The sequence below is a fragment of the Nostoc sp. UIC 10607 genome, assembly GCF_047228265.1.
GTDB classification, from domain to species: Bacteria; Cyanobacteriota; Cyanobacteriia; order Cyanobacteriales; family Nostocaceae; genus Nostoc; species Nostoc foliaceum_A.
Genome location: NZ_JBIQNW010000002.1, coordinates 78,963 through 95,401, shown reverse-complemented (window position 1 = coordinate 95,401; position 16,439 = coordinate 78,963). Strand labels below are relative to the sequence as shown.

General features: G+C 41.4%; 16 protein-coding genes. 8 read left to right on the top strand and 8 right to left on the bottom strand.

Going from position 1 to position 16,439, the window contains the following annotated elements; translation table 11 throughout:
• Positions 1-75 precede the first annotated feature (75 nt).
• The 3 genes from bcp to ACEYW6_RS02530 all read left to right on the top strand — a co-directional run bounded on the left by bcp (position 76) and on the right by ACEYW6_RS02530 (position 2,535).
• Positions 76-555, top strand: a complete 480-nt coding sequence (bcp, locus tag ACEYW6_RS02540; protein ID WP_412978495.1) for a thioredoxin-dependent thiol peroxidase — start codon at positions 76-78, stop codon at positions 553-555.
• A gap of 109 nt (positions 556-664) precedes the next feature.
• Positions 665-1,321 (top strand): type I restriction endonuclease, encoded by a 657-nt coding sequence (locus ACEYW6_RS02535; protein ID WP_412978494.1) that lies wholly within the window; start codon positions 665-667, stop codon positions 1,319-1,321.
• A 5-nt stretch (positions 1,322-1,326) separates the two neighbouring features.
• Positions 1,327-2,535 (top strand): cysteine desulfurase family protein, encoded by a 1,209-nt coding sequence (locus tag ACEYW6_RS02530; protein WP_412978493.1) that lies wholly within the window; start codon positions 1,327-1,329, stop codon positions 2,533-2,535.
• On the opposite strand, the gene ACEYW6_RS02525 is transcribed toward ACEYW6_RS02530, so the two are convergent.
• The gene (locus ACEYW6_RS02525) at positions 2,483-3,439 is read right to left on the bottom strand and encodes an aldo/keto reductase (protein ID WP_412978492.1); all 957 of its coding nucleotides are present in this window, start codon (positions 3,437-3,439) and stop codon (positions 2,483-2,485) included. The two genes, ACEYW6_RS02530 and ACEYW6_RS02525, sit on opposite strands and share 53 nt — an antisense overlap.
• 299 nt (positions 3,440-3,738) lie before the next feature.
• Here ACEYW6_RS02525 and ACEYW6_RS02520 point away from each other — a divergent pair, with 299 nt between their 5' ends.
• Entirely contained in the window at positions 3,739-4,497 is a 759-nt protein-coding gene (locus ACEYW6_RS02520; protein WP_412978491.1) for an SDR family oxidoreductase, read from the top strand.
• An 85-nt stretch (positions 4,498-4,582) separates the two neighbouring features.
• Here ACEYW6_RS02520 and ACEYW6_RS02515 read toward each other — a convergent pair whose 3' ends face one another.
• Complete coding sequence (locus tag ACEYW6_RS02515) at positions 4,583-5,626, bottom strand: cyanophycinase (protein WP_190891677.1); 1,044 nt, start codon at positions 5,624-5,626, stop codon at positions 4,583-4,585.
• Between the two features lie 658 nt (positions 5,627-6,284).
• Between ACEYW6_RS02515 and ACEYW6_RS02510 the strand changes: the two genes are divergently transcribed.
• Together ACEYW6_RS02510 and ACEYW6_RS02505 are read left to right on the top strand one after the other, a co-directional pair.
• A complete protein-coding gene (locus ACEYW6_RS02510) occupies positions 6,285-7,124 on the top strand; it encodes a uroporphyrinogen-III synthase (RefSeq protein ID WP_412978490.1) in 840 nt (279 codons plus the stop codon).
• A gap of 145 nt (positions 7,125-7,269) precedes the next feature.
• Complete coding sequence (locus ACEYW6_RS02505) at positions 7,270-7,569, top strand: ferredoxin (RefSeq protein WP_412978489.1); 300 nt, start codon at positions 7,270-7,272, stop codon at positions 7,567-7,569.
• 241 nt (positions 7,570-7,810) lie between these two features.
• On the opposite strand, the gene ACEYW6_RS02500 is transcribed toward ACEYW6_RS02505, so the two are convergent.
• A complete protein-coding gene (locus ACEYW6_RS02500) occupies positions 7,811-8,260 on the bottom strand; it encodes an Hsp20/alpha crystallin family protein (RefSeq protein WP_412978488.1) in 450 nt (149 codons plus the stop codon).
• A 406-nt stretch (positions 8,261-8,666) separates the two neighbouring features.
• Here ACEYW6_RS02500 and ACEYW6_RS02495 point away from each other — a divergent pair, with 406 nt between their 5' ends.
• Complete coding sequence (locus tag ACEYW6_RS02495; protein WP_190891685.1) at positions 8,667-8,987, top strand: DMT family transporter; 321 nt, start codon at positions 8,667-8,669, stop codon at positions 8,985-8,987.
• 1,005 nt (positions 8,988-9,992) lie between these two features.
• Here ACEYW6_RS02495 and ACEYW6_RS02490 read toward each other — a convergent pair.
• Positions 9,993-10,862, bottom strand: coding sequence for a CPBP family intramembrane glutamic endopeptidase (locus tag ACEYW6_RS02490; protein WP_412978487.1), 870 nt, complete (start codon positions 10,860-10,862; stop codon positions 9,993-9,995).
• 185 nt (positions 10,863-11,047) lie between these two features.
• Positions 11,048-11,485: an AbrB family transcriptional regulator gene (locus tag ACEYW6_RS02485; protein ID WP_190891689.1), complete on the bottom strand. Its 438-nt coding sequence runs from the start codon at positions 11,483-11,485 to the stop codon at positions 11,048-11,050.
• Between the two features lie 1,470 nt (positions 11,486-12,955).
• On the opposite strand from ACEYW6_RS02485, the gene ACEYW6_RS02480 reads away from it, so the two are divergent.
• Positions 12,956-13,963 carry a succinate dehydrogenase/fumarate reductase iron-sulfur subunit gene (locus ACEYW6_RS02480; protein WP_412978651.1) on the top strand — a complete coding sequence of 336 codons (1,008 nt, stop codon included), beginning with the start codon at positions 12,956-12,958 and terminating at the stop codon, positions 13,961-13,963.
• Positions 13,964-14,028: 65 nt separating this feature from the next.
• Here ACEYW6_RS02480 and ACEYW6_RS02475 read toward each other — a convergent pair whose 3' ends face one another.
• The 3 genes from ACEYW6_RS02475 to ACEYW6_RS02465 form a co-directional block, all read right to left on the bottom strand.
• Positions 14,029-14,565, bottom strand: a complete 537-nt coding sequence (locus tag ACEYW6_RS02475; RefSeq protein WP_412978486.1) for a TolB family protein — start codon at positions 14,563-14,565, stop codon at positions 14,029-14,031.
• A 103-nt stretch (positions 14,566-14,668) separates the two neighbouring features.
• Positions 14,669-15,229: a TolB family protein gene (locus ACEYW6_RS02470; RefSeq protein WP_412978485.1), complete on the bottom strand. Its 561-nt coding sequence runs from the start codon at positions 15,227-15,229 to the stop codon at positions 14,669-14,671.
• A gap of 47 nt (positions 15,230-15,276) precedes the next feature.
• A complete protein-coding gene (locus ACEYW6_RS02465; RefSeq protein WP_412978484.1) occupies positions 15,277-16,194 on the bottom strand; it encodes a Ycf66 family protein in 918 nt (305 codons plus the stop codon).
• Positions 16,195-16,439: the final 245 nt, after the last annotated feature.

The window sequence follows — 16,439 nt, the reverse complement described above, 5'->3', positions numbered from 1 at the left end:
TAGGCGTAGCCCGCCACAGGCATCGCTCAATATATGTACAATTCTAAAACGATTGCAATCTCTCACACCCCTATCATGAGCAACATTCCCCAAGTCGGACAACCAGCGCCAGATTTCTCCACTCCTGACCAAAATGGCAATTCAGTTACTCTCAACGACCTCAGCAGTCAGTGGATTGTCCTCTACTTCTACCCCAAAGATGACACACCTGGTTGTACCACCGAAGCGAAAGATTTCACCGAGTTGTATCAAGACTTCAGCGAACTGGGAGCGAAAATCTTAGGCGTAAGTCCAGATTCGGGTAAATCCCATTGTAAATTTATCAGCAAACATAACTTATCAATCACCCTCTTGAGTGACCCAGAACATCTTCTAACAGAAGCCTACGGCGCTTGGCGCTTAAAGAAGTTTATGGGCAAAGAATATATGGGTGTTGCTCGCTCAACCTTTCTAATTTCACCTGATAAAATTATTTCATATACTTGGCCGAATGTGAAAACCAAAGGTCATGCTCAGGCAGTTTTAACTAAATTACGGGAATTAGCAGCCACATAACGCGACTGAATGCAAGTATAGTTACAGCAATGCTAGGTGAAATTGCTCTAGAAACTGCCAGCGTGATGATTGAAGCAAGGAATTAGACTTTTCACAATTTAAAATGAACATGATTCAAGTCATCCAAGCCCAAAATGTCACTCTTGCCTACTTAAAGAAAAAATTTGCTCTATATAAATCTGAAGATGAGCAATTTTTTACAGAGTGGTTTGACTACATACCTGAAATTTCTGAAGTAGAAAAGCAATATTTAGACCGAGTTAAAAACAACTATCTCAATGTGCTTGAAAATGCTCCTCTTTTAGAAGAAGCAGTAAAATTGGTAGTATTATCTCCGTTGCTAGATTTAGCTGGTTTTTATCGTGCTCCTTTTTATATTTCTACTGAAGAGAGTGTAGAAATTAGTGAAGAAATTATCATTGAAAATGAAGTAGATGCCGAAGATACTAAAGAAATTATAAAAGGTAAAATTGATGTCTTAGTTCTCCAAGATCAGCTATGGTTACTGATAATTGAATCTAAAAGGTCTAGTTTTTCCTTGGCAAAGGCGATTCCTCAAGCACTGACTTATATGTTGGCAAATCCTCAACCCGATCATCCGGCATATTCCTTGGTAATGAATGGAGAAGATTTCCAATTTATGAAGTTGATAAAACAAGATAAACCAATGTATGCTTTATCTGATAGATTCACTTTATATAGACGCGAAAATGAATTATATAAAGTTTTGAATATATTAAAAAAATTAGGCCAAGTTTTGAGTTAATAATTATGTCTATTCGTCCTATATACCTTGATTGCCACGCTACTACACCCGTAGATGAACGGGTATTAGCAGCAATGATCCCTTACTTCACAGAAAAGTTTGGTAACCCATCTAGTATCGGTCATGTTTATGGTTGGGAAGCAGAAGCTGCTGTCAAACAAACGCGAGATATTTTAGCAGCAGCAATCAACGCCACACCAGAGGAAATTGTTTTTACAAGTGGGGCAACAGAAGCTAATAATTTAGCTATAAAAGGTGTTGCCGAAGCTTATTTTAAAAAAGGTCAGCATATTATTACTATTGCAACTGAACATAGTGCAGTTATTGACCCTTGTAATTATTTAAAAACTCTCGGTTTTGAAATTACTATTCTCCCTGTTCAAAAAGATGGATTGATTGATTTAACTGATTTAAAAAAAGCTTTCCGTCCTGAGACAATTTTGGTGTCGGTAATGGCTGCAAATAACGAAATTGGCGTGTTACAACCTTTAACTGAAATTGGAGAAATGTGCCACGATCGCAACATCATTTTCCACACCGATGCAGCCCAAGCTATTGGTAAAATTCCCCTAGATGTGCAAGCGATGAAAATTGACTTGATGTCGCTAACAGCACACAAAGTATATGGGCCAAAGGGCATTGGGGCGCTGTACGTCCGCAGGCGTAACCCTAGAGTCCAACTGGCTCCTCAGCAGCACGGTGGAGGACATGAACGGGGAATGCGTTCTGGGACATTGTATACACCGCAAATTGTCGGCTTTGGGAAAGCTGTAGAAATCGCTTTGGCAGAACAAGCGACAGAAACCCAACGCCTCACCCAGTTAAGGCAAAGCTTGTGGGAACAGCTTTCCCAAATTGAAGGAATTCATCTCAACGGACACCCTCAAGAGCGATTGGCGGGAAACTTGAATATCAGTGTTGAGGGGGTGGATGGAGCCGCACTTTTGCTAGGATTGCAGCCAGTAATGGCGGTTTCTTCTGGTTCTGCTTGCTCATCGGCAACCACTGCACCCTCCCATGTTCTGACAGCACTGGGAAACCCCCAACAGCTAGCTTATGCCTCAGTGCGGTTTGGGATTGGGCGGTTTAATACCCAAGAGGAGATTGATATTGTGGCGAAACATGCGATCGCTACAATTGAAAGTTTACGTAAGACCTCTTTTATGGATTCTCACTCAAGAAAGCCCCAATCTGATCTAGTTCCTGCTGATTGAGGCGAAATTCCCCAGCAGCGATGATTCCTTCCACCTGCTTGGGATTGCGTGCGCCAACGATCGCAGCCGTCACCGCCGGATTGTTTAAAGTCCAAGCGATCGCTACCTCACCGGGGGAGCGATCGTGTTGCTTACCAATGTGCTGCAACACCTCGACTAACTTCAAATTACGAGATAAACGTGGCTCCTGAAATTCACTGCTATTCTTGCGCCAATCATCATCTGGTAAATTGGCAACCCGCTCAGGTGTCATCTTTCCTGTGAGCAAGCCAGATTGCATCGGTGAATACACAATCACACCTATGTTATTTTCCTTACAAAAAGGCAGAATCTCGTTTTCGACATCGCGCTTCACCAGTGAATAAGGCGGTTGCAATGAGGTAACTGGCGCAATTTCCTGGATACGTTTCAACTGTTCAACATTGAAGTTTGAAACCCCGATATAGCGAACCTTACCCTCATCCTTGAGTTTGGCGAGAGTCGTCCAGCCTTCTTCAATTTCTGATTCTGGGTTAGGCCAGTGGATTTGGTAAAGATCAATGGTTTCAATATCGAGTCGGCGCAAACTAGCTTCAACCTCCCGCCGAACTGAATCAGCCTTCAGGCTGCGACCGATTTCGCCCTTTTCATCCCAAATCATTGAACATTTAGTGAAAATGTAGGGGCGACTAGATCGACCTTTGAGCGCCTTAGCAACAACCTCCTCAGAATGTCCCAGACCATAGATAGCTGCGGTGTCAATCCAATTAACGCCGAGGTCAAGAGCGTGAGCGATCGCTTCAATCGATTCCTGGTCATCCTGCGCTCCCCAACCAAAAGCCCATCCACCTCCACCGATCGCCCAGGCTCCAAAGCCGATTGGCGTAATGTGAAGCTCCGAATTGCCGAGCTGTTTGGTTTGCATATCTATAATTTCTCCAAGAATTTTTGAGTCAATTGCTAGTTTAGATTGCAAATATTTTCTCAACCGCTATCTGAGGTGTGAATGACTACTGGTGGAAACACAACAGCGAATCAGTAATTATGTAGGATTACTAAATTCTGTATATTGTATTGATACATACTACTTATACATTAGTACAGCACGGCGTAAATCCAGCTACTATCTCAATTAACAAGACTTAGCGCTTAAATCCCAAGTCTTCCGTAGAATTGCTCGAAGATACTAACAGTTGTCAGTGTTTATCAAAATAGAGAAGTAATATGTCAGAAGATTTAAAAGGCAAAGTTGCGCTGATCACAGGTGCAAATAAAGGTATTGGGTATGAGATTGCACGCCAATTAGGTTCTAGAGGTGCTACTGTTCTTGTTGGTGCCAGAGATATAAAACGTGGTGAAGAGGCGGCGAATAAACTTCGTTTAAATGAAATAGATGCTCGAACAATTCAACTTGATGTCACCGACCAAAAAACAATCGATTCTGCGGCTAAAGAAATCGAGACAGAGTTTGGAAAACTTGACATCCTTGTGAACAATGCTGGAATAATAAGTGATGGCGATGCCTACGGCGGTAAACTACGCCTGCCACCTAGTCAAGTTGATATTGAAACACTGCGACACACTTATGAAACCAATGTATTTGGAGTGTTTGCAGTTACAAAAGCGATGTTGCCACTCTTGAAGAAATCCAAAGCAGGGCGAATAGTTAATTTATCAAGTGGTTTAGGTTCTCTGACTCAGAACTCTGACCCAAATTATGAGTTCGTTGATTTTAAGCTTCTTGCATATAACTCATCAAAGACAGCAGTAAATGCCATCACAGTTCTGTTGGCTGCTGAACTTAAAGATACCCCAATTAAAATCAATGCTGCTGACCCTGGTTTCACAGCAACAGACATTAATCAATACCAAGGATATCGCACTGTTGAGCAAGGAGCGATCGCACCAGTGAGACTTGCCACTCTACCTGATGATGGTTCTAGCGGAGGATTTTTTGATGAAAATGGCGTGGTTCCCTGGTAGAAAGTAAGGGGGAATTGGGCAATGGGTAGGAGTAAGGGGGAGCAAAAACTTAAATGTTGAGCCTCAAAGGCTCAACATTTAAGTTCTAATAGGGATTTGAATCAATCCGTCCCCTTTTGACACTCCTGAGATAGTACCCAGAGGTTGGTCTGTTTCTCAAGTTAAAGGTGTCGCCACTGCGAACTTTCCAAATTTTGTAATTAGAAAAGGTCAAAGGCGTTCGGGGTTCACATACTTCCGGCATATGATTGCCAAGTACAAAGTACGCCGCACCCCTACCCATAACTTTCACCAAACCGTTCTTATCCACAAGAACCGATGTACTCTCACTAACGGCTATGCCCAAAACACTACTAGATACACCGTCCTTAATTTGACGAGCAATGAAAGCCATAATTCGACCCATTCTTTCTCGCCTGTCGAAGTGTGTATCTACGATGGTTCCCTTCAAATTACTCCAATTGAAAAAGTTGTAAGTAAAAGTAATGTCCCGGTAGGGATCTTCGAGTGCATCCCTAGTTTCAATGCCTTTTTCGGAAGAAGCACAAGCATCATAGACACAATCACTTTGGATCATCGCACCCGCACTAGTGCCACCAACACCACCTCCCTTAAGGTAAACTGACTTGACGGCAGCCTCAAGCTTGGTATCTTTCCAGTTGCGGATGTATTGACATTGGTCGCCGCCAGCAAAGAAAATCACATCAGCGTTTCTGACTTTTTCATAAATCTCAGCTTTGTTTGCTTCTTGTCTATTGCGAATCAGAAGAGTTTCCACAGAGTTTACGCCCTTCATGGCATAAATTAGCCGATTGTAATCGTGATTACCATTCGTGCGGAGAACTACAACATTAACTTTAGTGCCTGAGTTAGTACTTCCTCTAACTTGGTTAATCATCCACTGGATTGCATCATCGACATCGGGGCCACCCCCACCTAAGCTAAGGACTGGACCCGCTAAGGAGGGACGAACCTCGAAAGAGGGGGAGGGGCGGACATCAACAGTGTCGCCCAGGAAGTAGCGTTTCCAGTTTGCAATAAAACGGGTTATTAGGAAGGTTCCCATCTTCAACAACTTGATTCCTGTACTTTTCAAGCGCCTTGCTATGCTTGGGAATGCCTTTGTCATACTAAGCTTCTGGAGCAAACTGCAATTATTGCTAGGCTGTTACGCTCTTTAATTGCTTATTTATTCGTGAAATTCGTCCCTTGTCATTAGTCATTTATCAGTTGTCCTTTGTGAATAATCAATGACAAATGACAGTTTTAACGAAAAAATGTGCAATTTAGACGCGCACTAGCTTAACTTTGGCACTAGAGAGGGTAGAATTTCCAGCGTACAGGGCTTGTACTGTTTTTTTACGCCATAACCCAGAGTAATCATTAATTCTCTGGCTTACTCTGCGAAAATCTCCACATTGCTTGTGCTATTTGTAGCGCTTCTCCTTTGGATATACCACAATACCCGGTAGGGGTACAGCAATGCTAATTTGGTAAACTAAACGTAAAAATAAGTCTAGACAGAGCTTTGAGAGATTGCCTAAGAGCCTCAGGGGGGACTGCCGCCTTCCTTATACCAATTCACAAAAATCCTGATACATATAGATTTCTCGTAGGGGCATGGCATTGCCATGCCCTTACCAGCGTATTTGTATCATTATTAAAGTGAAATAGTATTACTCGTGGTAGCAGCCCAATGAGGCGCATTTCTAGGTAAAAAACCGCTATAAATTTAGCAACACCCATTCACTCTAAGGTGAAATAGCATTGAAATGGGAGATAAATAAATGCACACCCAATCAACAGAAATAAACCTGCTCACTTCATCTAGAGAATTACCTCTATATGGCAAAAGAATTTTAGTAACAGCACCGAGAAACTATGCTTATAGGTTATCTGAACAAATCATCAAACAAGGTGGTTCACCGATTTTCATGCCTACTATCGAAACCTGCTATTTATCAAACTACACTAAGTTAGATATTGCTCTAAACTATATAGGCGAATTTGATTGGATTCTCTTCACAAGTAGAAATGGGATTACCGCATTTTTTCACCGGATGAATGATTTAGATATTCCCATATCTGCGATCCAAAAATGCCACTTATGTGCTTTAGGAAAAGATGTAGAAAGCTTATTGTCTTTTTGTGGAAAGGTAGATTTAATCCCAACAGAATCTAGCCCAGCCGGGATTGTAGCTGAATTGGCAAAACTTCCGCAAATTCACGATCAAAAAGTGCTAATACCTGCTCCAGAAGTTGTTGGTTTGCCTGAGCCTGATATTGTACCCAATTTGATTACGGATTTGCGGGAATTGGGTATAAAAGTAACTCGCGTACCTACCTATACTACACAGGGTTTAGACAAAAGTATCTACGGTATGGAATTAAATCTGATACGTCAAGGAATGATCGATGTAATTGCCTTTAGTAGCACGGCGGAAGTAGAAAGCTTTTTGACAATGGTCAACTCGCCAAGCGATTATGAACGTTGTACTGTTGCATGTTTTGGCCCTTATACAACTGCTAATGCGCGAAAGTTAGGTGTGAATGTCTCTATCGTGTCCAGAGATTATAGTTCATTTCAGGGATTTGCTGAAGCGATCGCAACATTTTTTTCTCTGTGATTTTGGTCTAGAGCTTTTGGTACATGTAAACTAGCCCCACTAACCACTTGCGAATCTAAAACAGTCAACCACAATCAACTCTAGACTAGCAGCACATAAACCCGTAGTATCGAATATGGAGTTTATATGAGTTAGGGATTGTTACATGGCAACTTATAAGGTCACATTAAAGACCCCAGACGGTGAACAAATAATTGACGTTCCTGATGATGAGTACATTCTAGAGATCGCTAACGAGGAATATGATCTAGACTTGCCCTATTCCTGTAACGCTGGCTCTTGCTCAACCTGCACCGGAAAGCTGATTTCAGGTACAATTGACCAATCAGATCAGAATTTCTTAGACAACGATCAAATGGATGAAGGATGGGTTCTTACATGCGTTGCCAAGCCCACTTCTGATTGTGTCATCGAAACCCATCAAGAAGAAGCGCTTAATGCTTAACTAAGAAATGTGGATTTAATAAAGAGCAAGTTTTGTAGGGTGCGTTAAAATATTTGTCCTAGCGCACCAAAAATCTGAGGTGGTGCCGTACTCACGGCGATAACACACTCTAAAAGATTTAAAATTTTGCACTTTCGTAATAAATCTGTATAGGCTGAGTAATTCACGCTAAAAAGCGTTCTCCAAAAGGAGAGCGCTTTTTACTTAGTTTAATAGATAGCTGGCAGATATAAAGCAGAAATTAGCCAGATGATGCTAGATTAACTTTGACAACTTTATTCTTTTCTTCTTCAGCTTTGGGTAGCGTCAGGTTCAAGATGCCATCTTTATAATCTGCCGTGACGTTAGTATTTTGAATGCGAGCAGGTAAAGGAATTACACGTTGGAATTTACCGTAGTGGAATTCGCTCTTGATTACACCTTTCTCTTCAGATTTAGCTTCAGACTTCCGCTCACCACTGAGGTATACAGCATTTTCTGTAACTTGCAAATCCAGGTCTTTAGCTTCAATTCCCGGAAGTTCTAGTTTTAGAAGAATTGCATCTTCAGTTTCTTTTAACTCAGCAGCAGGAATTCTAGAGAAGCCTTTCTCCAAAAATGCAGATGGCAAAGTATCTTCATCAAATAACCGATTGATTTGACGTTGTATCGCGTTAAATTCTTGCCAGGGGTTCATACGTACTAATGCCATATCTCTACCTCTTATAACCAGTATTTTTTCTGTCCAAGGATTGGAGGATTTGATTCCTTTCTTTGTTCTCATAGTATTGAAAAATAAAAGTGAGGTAAATTCGGTTTTTATCACCTGACTGATGATGATTGCCGATCCAGAAATCTCTTTACTATAAATTTACGGTAAACTGAACTATTGGTGTTCGGTAAGTTCGATAAAAACAGACTTGAAATATAGCAATTCTATTTAAAATTTCGGTACAAGTATCACTCGCATCACTGCTCTTAAAGCTTGTAACCAGTAGCGTATCCTACAAATGTTTAGTAGATTCACGCCAATAATGATAATAGTTCGACCTATTGTATTTTTTAATTTCACAGAGATAAGATAATAAGAGATTCCTCACAAACCGCTGATAACAGATATGTCAACAAGTTGGATTTACCTTATTGCAGCAATCCTCTTTGAAGTTTCAGGCACAACTTGCATGAAGTTATCGCAAGGATTTACTAAAATAGTCCCTTCCATATTAATAGTTGTATTTTATGGACTTTGTTTTACTTTTTTAACCCTTGCTCTCAAAAAACTTGAAGTTAGTGTAGCTTATTCTGTTTGGGCTGGATTAGGAACTGTCCTAATTGCGATAATTGGTATTATTTGGTTTCGTGAATCTGCCACGTTTATCAAACTTTTGTCAATTTCCCTAATAATCATAGGGGTAATTGGCATAAATGCAAGTCAATAAATAAAAAAAGTATGAGTCAAAAAAAGTATCTTTGGATTCAAGAATCAAAGCTTAGACACGCAATATAGCGCTCCTCTTCAATCATATCCGGCTAATCACTTGTTAATAGCATCTCTCCGTATTAGCCCAAAACTTTAAGTATTTAAGCGGATATGATATTAGAGATGGCTTCAAATAAAAAATACCTCGTCCATATGAAAATAGACAAGGTAAATAAACCAAAACTGATCATTCTGCTTGTTGCTGTTGTAGTGAATACACCAGCAATTTTTATTGTTCCGCTAGCAAAGCAAAATGAGCAGACTTAGCTAAATTTTCTTAAAAGTATAGTAAACCTCGGTAAATATAGCCCACAACTATTTAACTTTTAATACTTTAGCAAAGACAACCAAACTCATGCAGCCAAATTGGCAGGTTTTTTATACACTTAGGTGTAAAAAGTCTTATTTAATGGTGGTATATCATACTGATTCTTGATGAAGCTGCAATATATTTTTACTCCCAGCTAAGGCCGTCCTGCCGATACTAAGGTAGGGCTATTTCATTCGATAAGGAGGGAAAAATTGTCAAATCACCCCTAGACGCTCCATTTAGCTTAAACAACAATTCATCCCGCTTCGCGGTGATATGTGGGATGAATTTGTGGGTCGATGATAGCGCAGCGTAAAGCCTGCGGCATAGCTTCTCTACGAGACGCTACCGCGAACGCTTAGAGCGAGTCCGCGAGCGTCGATCATCACCACTTTCTGGTCGGTCTTGTGTTTCAATATAGGAATAATATTTGATTTCTGAAAAAAACCACAGTATAATACGGTGGCAGAGTTTTGTCAATACCTGTATTTAGTTAATTCATCCCGTATTTATGCAACGCCAGAATTTCCAAGCGGTTCCACTTGTCACAACTCCATATATGACTTTAATATCATTCCTGCTCTTTGGTTGAATATCTGAGCAGCAATCATGCTGGCTACACATTGCCCCAATCCATTGCACCTTAACGCGAAATTAAAAATAGCTAGAGAAAAACCAGATAATTAATCCAGTTCCCAGTACACAAATAATTCCCGCCAAACCAGCTAGGGGTTTTTTGTTCTTCCCTGTGAACCAGTCAGAGACCTTACCTGTGTAAATAATTAGTTCTGCTGTATCTATCGTTGCGATCGCCCATACCCATCCCGCGTGTAACCCCCAAGCTAAACCCAAATTGTTGCTTGCAGCAAAGCGTGCTAACACCAGCACCATTCCCATCAGCCACAATCCAGGAAGTTGAGGTGCGGTTTCGCGTTGCTCCCAAACCAAATGTAGCAAAGCAAAAATCAAGCTAGAAATTGCTGCTGCTACCCAAACTGGATAATCCTGCGCTAATTCAGTGAACAGGAAACCGCGAAAAATTAACTCTTCTATCCCACCGACTAATAACGCTATTAAGAAAATCGGTAGCAAGATGGGTAGTATTAACTTGAAATTCGTCTTTTCAAAAGAACACCAACCTAACCCAAATTGCCCACTAAATACAATAGCTAGGCTCACCACTCCCAAGCCAAAACCTAGTGCTAAAGAACCAAGAGTTGAAAGATTCCCAACAAAGCCGTAATCCGAAAAAGATTTATTGGTCAACCAACTAACTCCCCACAGAATCAGGGGAGCTAATAGGTAAAGTGACACCAATAATGGCATCTTTTGCTCTGGCTGCAAAGGTTTAGAGGGTTGCCAATTGAGCAATATTGCTGATACTGTTGCGACTGGCAACCAGCAAACTATCCAGAAAATAAAAAACGCCATCACTACAACTAGTGCTGGTGCATTTTCCATAAACGCCACTAAGGCGTTGACAGGAGACTCAAAGAAAGTTATCAAAACAAACAAAAAAAACACGATAGATTTCTTGCACTATAGATTTCTTGCTGATTAATCAAGACTCTACTAAATTTGGTGACTTTTGCAAGGGGTCTAATCGTATTTTTTGCCTGAGACAAAATTTTCTGAATAGAGATGCCAGTTTGCTGCCGCGGTAAGGACAAGTTATCATCACCTGAAACTTATCCCTACCATCAGCAAATTTACTCTTCCTCTTCCAAATCTTCGTCTGATTCGTCGGAGTCTATATCTTGTGAAGTTAGTTTTTTATCACTTTCACCGAGTTGAATCAAGTGAATATGCTTGTATCCCAACCTAATTTCAAACTCATCTCCAGGCTTTAAGCCCATTGCCTTGGTATATGTGGCACCAATCACAATCTGACCATTTTGATGGACACTAACCCGATATGTCGGTTCACGACCACGACCATCTTTAGGTGCTTCTGGACTTAGAGGAATTCCTCTAGCCGATAGCAAAGCGTCATAAAAATCGGTGAGATTGACACGAACCTGGTTATTCTTAGTAACAGTGTAATAGCCGCACTGTTTAGCTCTTTCTCGGCGTGGTAAGGTGGAAAGTTCTTTTACTTTAGCAAGTAGTGCTTTTCCGGTTAATGGTGCTGTTGCAGTTTCAGTCATTATGCTCAAATTTTCCTTACTCTCTCCAAACTGATAAATGATGTAGTCTTATGCCAGCATTTGGCTTTTTAGCATTTGCATAGAGCTACTTAGGACTCTAGTGTAACGGGTGAATTCCTACCGATAGGAGCCAAAAGCACTTCTATTATGGTTGTCTACAACCAATTAGAGGTTATAGTTGCCATAGAAATTAATTTTGCTGATTTCACGGCACTTTTAACCATTATTCGCCATCAGAAATTAAATTATTTTCTCTTTTGGCGCTACTGTAGCGGTGTAACTTTCAGCCACCTTTACAAATTGGGTTGGTTCTACTCCAAATAAGTCGTAGACCCAATAAATTGGAGGTTTTCCACTTTCAGTGCTTGCCCTTCTAGCCAATAAGCAGGTAGAGTTTTCTCTACTCGTCCTCTCAAGCTTAGGACAACATAGTATTTCAATAGAGTCCTACGGGCATATGCCCTTTTGTCCTGCCAGTAGAGACACGAATTTTCTTGTCTCTACATTACGAATCAACAAAGCAGTAGTAGCCGCGCTGATACGGCTATTGATTCTGTTTTGTGACTTCGTAATTTTATATTAAATACTAGCATGGACTAATAATAGCAAAATAGTTGTTTAATTTTGAATTAAAATTGCTGGTAAATTTTTATTTAAATTCCTGGACTTAAAGGTTGGAAAAAGCAGTGACGATTTTCCTCACCCTTTATTGCCAGTGTGAGTATTGCCATATGGCTTTTATAAAAATTTATCTAATTTAGACGAGCAGTTTTGACCAATGAGTTAAATCCAAGATTTTCTTGATTGAGAGAAGGCGAAAATCTAAAAGTCTCGCGCATCGGGGATTCCTGATGCACGAGACTTTTATTTAAAAGTGGTGAGAATTTTTCCTCGGTTTATTACCGTAAGCTTAAAAGCGGTCAAAGGATTTTGTACGTCTGTCTATGGGAAGAATAAATCTCTTAACATATGTCTAGCGCTTGATTGCCACTACTATAATATTCAACATGCGCTTTTACACTTCTATATAATCAAAAAATTCAACCTTCGCTACCGCTTGACAGAATTTTCCAGCCAGGAGTGCTAAATTCAAGTTGACATCAAGATGTGTTGCTAACCTGACATGCATTTAATTTCGATATGATCGCTAGGTCAAAGATGAACCTAAGTCTCTTTCTAAGCAAACTCCCTTTCCTTTGCATTCCCAAACAGCTAAATTAAATGCAAAGCTTTAATTACATTTTTGGCGTTTTATCTCAGAATTTGACACAAATCTTGGCTACAGCGCTGCTATAAGTAAAGTTTTAATGGTTATCCTTAAACTAGAATCAGTCGCTCTTTCATCGTCAGCCTATTAACACCAGGGTTTGAATTAAGTCCAAAAAAGTATAGCTCACTTTTCAGAACTACCTGCCTTGACTGATGATTGTTGAGGCTGGTGAAGTAATTTTAAAATTTTGGTTAGTGGTCATGGAAGTTATTTTTAAGGTCATTCGACAGCAACAAAATTCCTCCCCCGTTGTGCAAACCTACCTTGTAGAGGCAGAACCAGGTAATACAATCTTGGATTGCCTTAATCACATTAAGTGGGAGCAAGATGGAACCTTGGCGTTTCGCAAAAATTGCCGCAATACCATTTGTGGTAGCTGTGCTATGCGAATTAATGGACGTTCGGCTTTAGCTTGTAAGGAAAATGTCAGCAGTGAGCTTGCCAGATTACAACAAATACCATCATCCCAAAGTAAAGTAAATGCCATTCCCGAAATCACGATCGCCCCTCTCGGCAATATGCCCGTGATTAAAGATTTGGTTGTAGATATGAGTAGTTTCTGGAATAATTTAGAGGCAGTTGCTCCTTATGTGAGTACAGCAGCACGACAAGTACCAGAAAGAGAGTTTTTGCAAACTCCACAAGAGCGATCGCGCCTCGATCAAACTGGTAATTGTATTATGTGTGGTGCTTGTTACTCTGAATGCAACGCCCGTGAAGTTGATCCAAACTTTGTTGGTCCTCATGCCCTTGCCAAAGCTTACCGGATGGTAGCAGACTCCCGCGATAGCGACACCCAAAATCGCTTAGAAAGCTACAACGAAGGTACTAAAGGCGTATGGGGTTGCACCCGTTGTTTGTACTGCGATTCAGTTTGTCCAATGGAGGTTGCACCATTAGAACAAATTACCAAAATTAAACAAGAAATTCTCACCCACAAACAAGCCAGCGATAGTCGCTCAATTCGTCACCGAAAAGTATTGGTGGATTTAGTTAAAGAAGGTGGTTGGATTGATGAACGTCAATTTGGTTTACAAGTTGTCGGTAACTACTTTAAAGATTTAAAAGGATTACTCAGTCTTGCACCCCTCGGTTTGCGGATGATCCTCCGGGGTAAGTTTCCCCTATCATTTGAACCTTCAGAAGGGACGCAACAAGTGCGATCGCTCATTGAATCTGTGCAACAAGTAGAAGCGGATAAAAGTTAGGTGTGATGAGTTAGGAGTTGGGAATTTCAACTCCTAACTCCTAATTCATAACTGATAACTCTAGTTCAACGGGGTTCTTGAGGTATATTCAACGGTCGCCCATAACCGTCATATACTAAAACATCCCACTGCCCGTTGTTACTCGACTCAAAAGCAATCCTACTACCATCAGCGCTAATTGCAGGGTTGCGGACTTCAGCTTGCAGGTTATTAGTTAAATTTCGTGATTGGCGTGTTTCCCGGTCGTAGAGAAAAATAGCCGATCGCCCCTGACGGCTAGAACCAAACACAACATAACGACCATCTTGTGAAACGCTAGGATGAGTTGCGATCGCATCAAGGGAATTTAGACCTGGCAAATCAACCAAATTACGAGTCACCGTATCAAACATATAAACATCTTGGCTACCCCGTCGGTCAGTAATAAAAACAATGTATCTCCCAGAAATTTCCGGGTCTAATTCCGACGCTAAACTATTGAGACTCCGACCCCCCGGATCAAAGGGATAACTCAAAAGGCGAGGGTAGCCAAAACATCCAGTCAATAAACTTAAGCATAAAAATGCAGGTATAAAAAAAACACGTTTTATATGATTAGTCATTAGTCATTAGTCATTAGTCATTAGTCATTAGTCATTAGTCAATAGTCTCACAACTCCTAACTCCTAACTCCTGTACAGACGCGATTAATCGCATCTCTAACTCCTACGGAGGTGAACTTACAGTTGCACCGTTGGGAATATCTAACTCAATATTTGGCCCCCGATCTAGGACTTCAATATCCCACTGACCACGGCTGGCGGTTTCAAAAACAACATAACGTCCATCTGGGCTAATATTTGGTTTTCTGACCCAGCCGCGATAGGTTGGTGTGACGATTTGCGACTGTTGTGTAGCGCGATCGTAAAGCGCCACCACAGGTCTACCCTGGTCACTAGTAATATAAGCAATATAACGCCCGGTATAGCTCAAGCTAGGACTTTCAGCAATTGTCTCCGCTCGGTTTATGCCCGGCGTGCCAATAAACAGTTGCCTTTCCAAATCGAAAACCAGTAGCTGCTGATTACCATTCCGATTAGATACAAACGCTAAAAAGCGCCCATTTCCACTCAAAGCAGGTTGCTCCTCGGTGTAGCGACTGTTGAGGGAAGTAGGCCCTAGGGGAATATTGTTAGAACCACAAGATGCAAGCAAACTAGTTAAACCAAAAACTAGGCTCCAATGAATTGGTCTTTGGAGCCAAAATGTAGGCGTAAATTTTTCCACCTCAACTTTTTTCCGTCGCCTTTAAACCTACTTCTACGCAAACTGTTTCAAACATCATCATCAAAATCGGTCGAATTATCTGGCCCCTGATTTGGCTTTTCAATCGGGTTGTATGGCACATAATCAGTTGGGATCGCCTCATCATCTTCGCGCGGTCTTCGAGAAGCCGAGTCAGCGGGTGGACGACGCCTTCTTGGTCTGGGAGCAACATCATCTTCACGACTTTCTGGACGCCCAGACCCGTTACTACTACGCCGAGAAGGTTTTCTGACTTCCCCTCCTGAACTTTCCCAATCATCAACTTGCCTAGATGAAGAACCCCAATTTTCTTCTTCAGGGGTTTCAGAAGGGCGATTCACAGGACGCCCAGAAGTCCGCCGCCGTGTTCTATCAGATGGAGCCTGTCTTTCGCCACTGCTGCTGTTACGGCGTTCTGAACGACGGGGGGGTTGCTCCTCGTAGTAGTCATCACGAGTTGAAATCTCATCCCTGCTACCCCGAATCCGGGCACGCACGGGGCGTTCCTCCTCGTCTTCATAAGGCAATGGATCTAAGTCTGCATCCATTTCAGCCTGATACTTTCTGCGATCGTTGTAGGAATAGTTTCTGCTTACCTCTCGCTCATCATCCACAATCGGAGTGTTGCGCTTTGCTTGCTGGGTAGCTATACTCCGCAAACGAATACTTTCAACTGCAAAAAATACAGTTGTGCCAACTAAAAGCAGTTGACCAAATTGCAGAATCGGGTCTAGCCGCCATCCTTGAAACACGAGAATGAAGCCGCAGAGCAAGCCGACTGCTGCAAAAAAGATATCTTGATCTCGTGACAATTCTGGACGCACAGTGCGGAGAAAATACAGTGCTGCCCCAGCCACAGCCAGGAAAATTCCTAGAATACTGGCTGAGTTTGCCCCAAAATTTACCTGAGCCAGAAAACTGGCTGAGTTCAGCCCAAAATTTATCATTGCTGTTTTCCCAATATCAAATCTATGTTAGCGAGTCACAATTAAAATCACTACTCTAATTAGGCACGATAAATATTGAAGCTTCAAAGCCTCTGGCAAAGAAGCTCTGAAGCCGTTCACCGAAAAGTAAAAACACCTATGTCTGTCATCTACAACTGCCACTAGCCTCAAAAACTGCTGCTTTTGGTGCAATTAATGTAGATAGGTGACAGACAATCGATTATGAGAGTTGAATTAACTCTCAT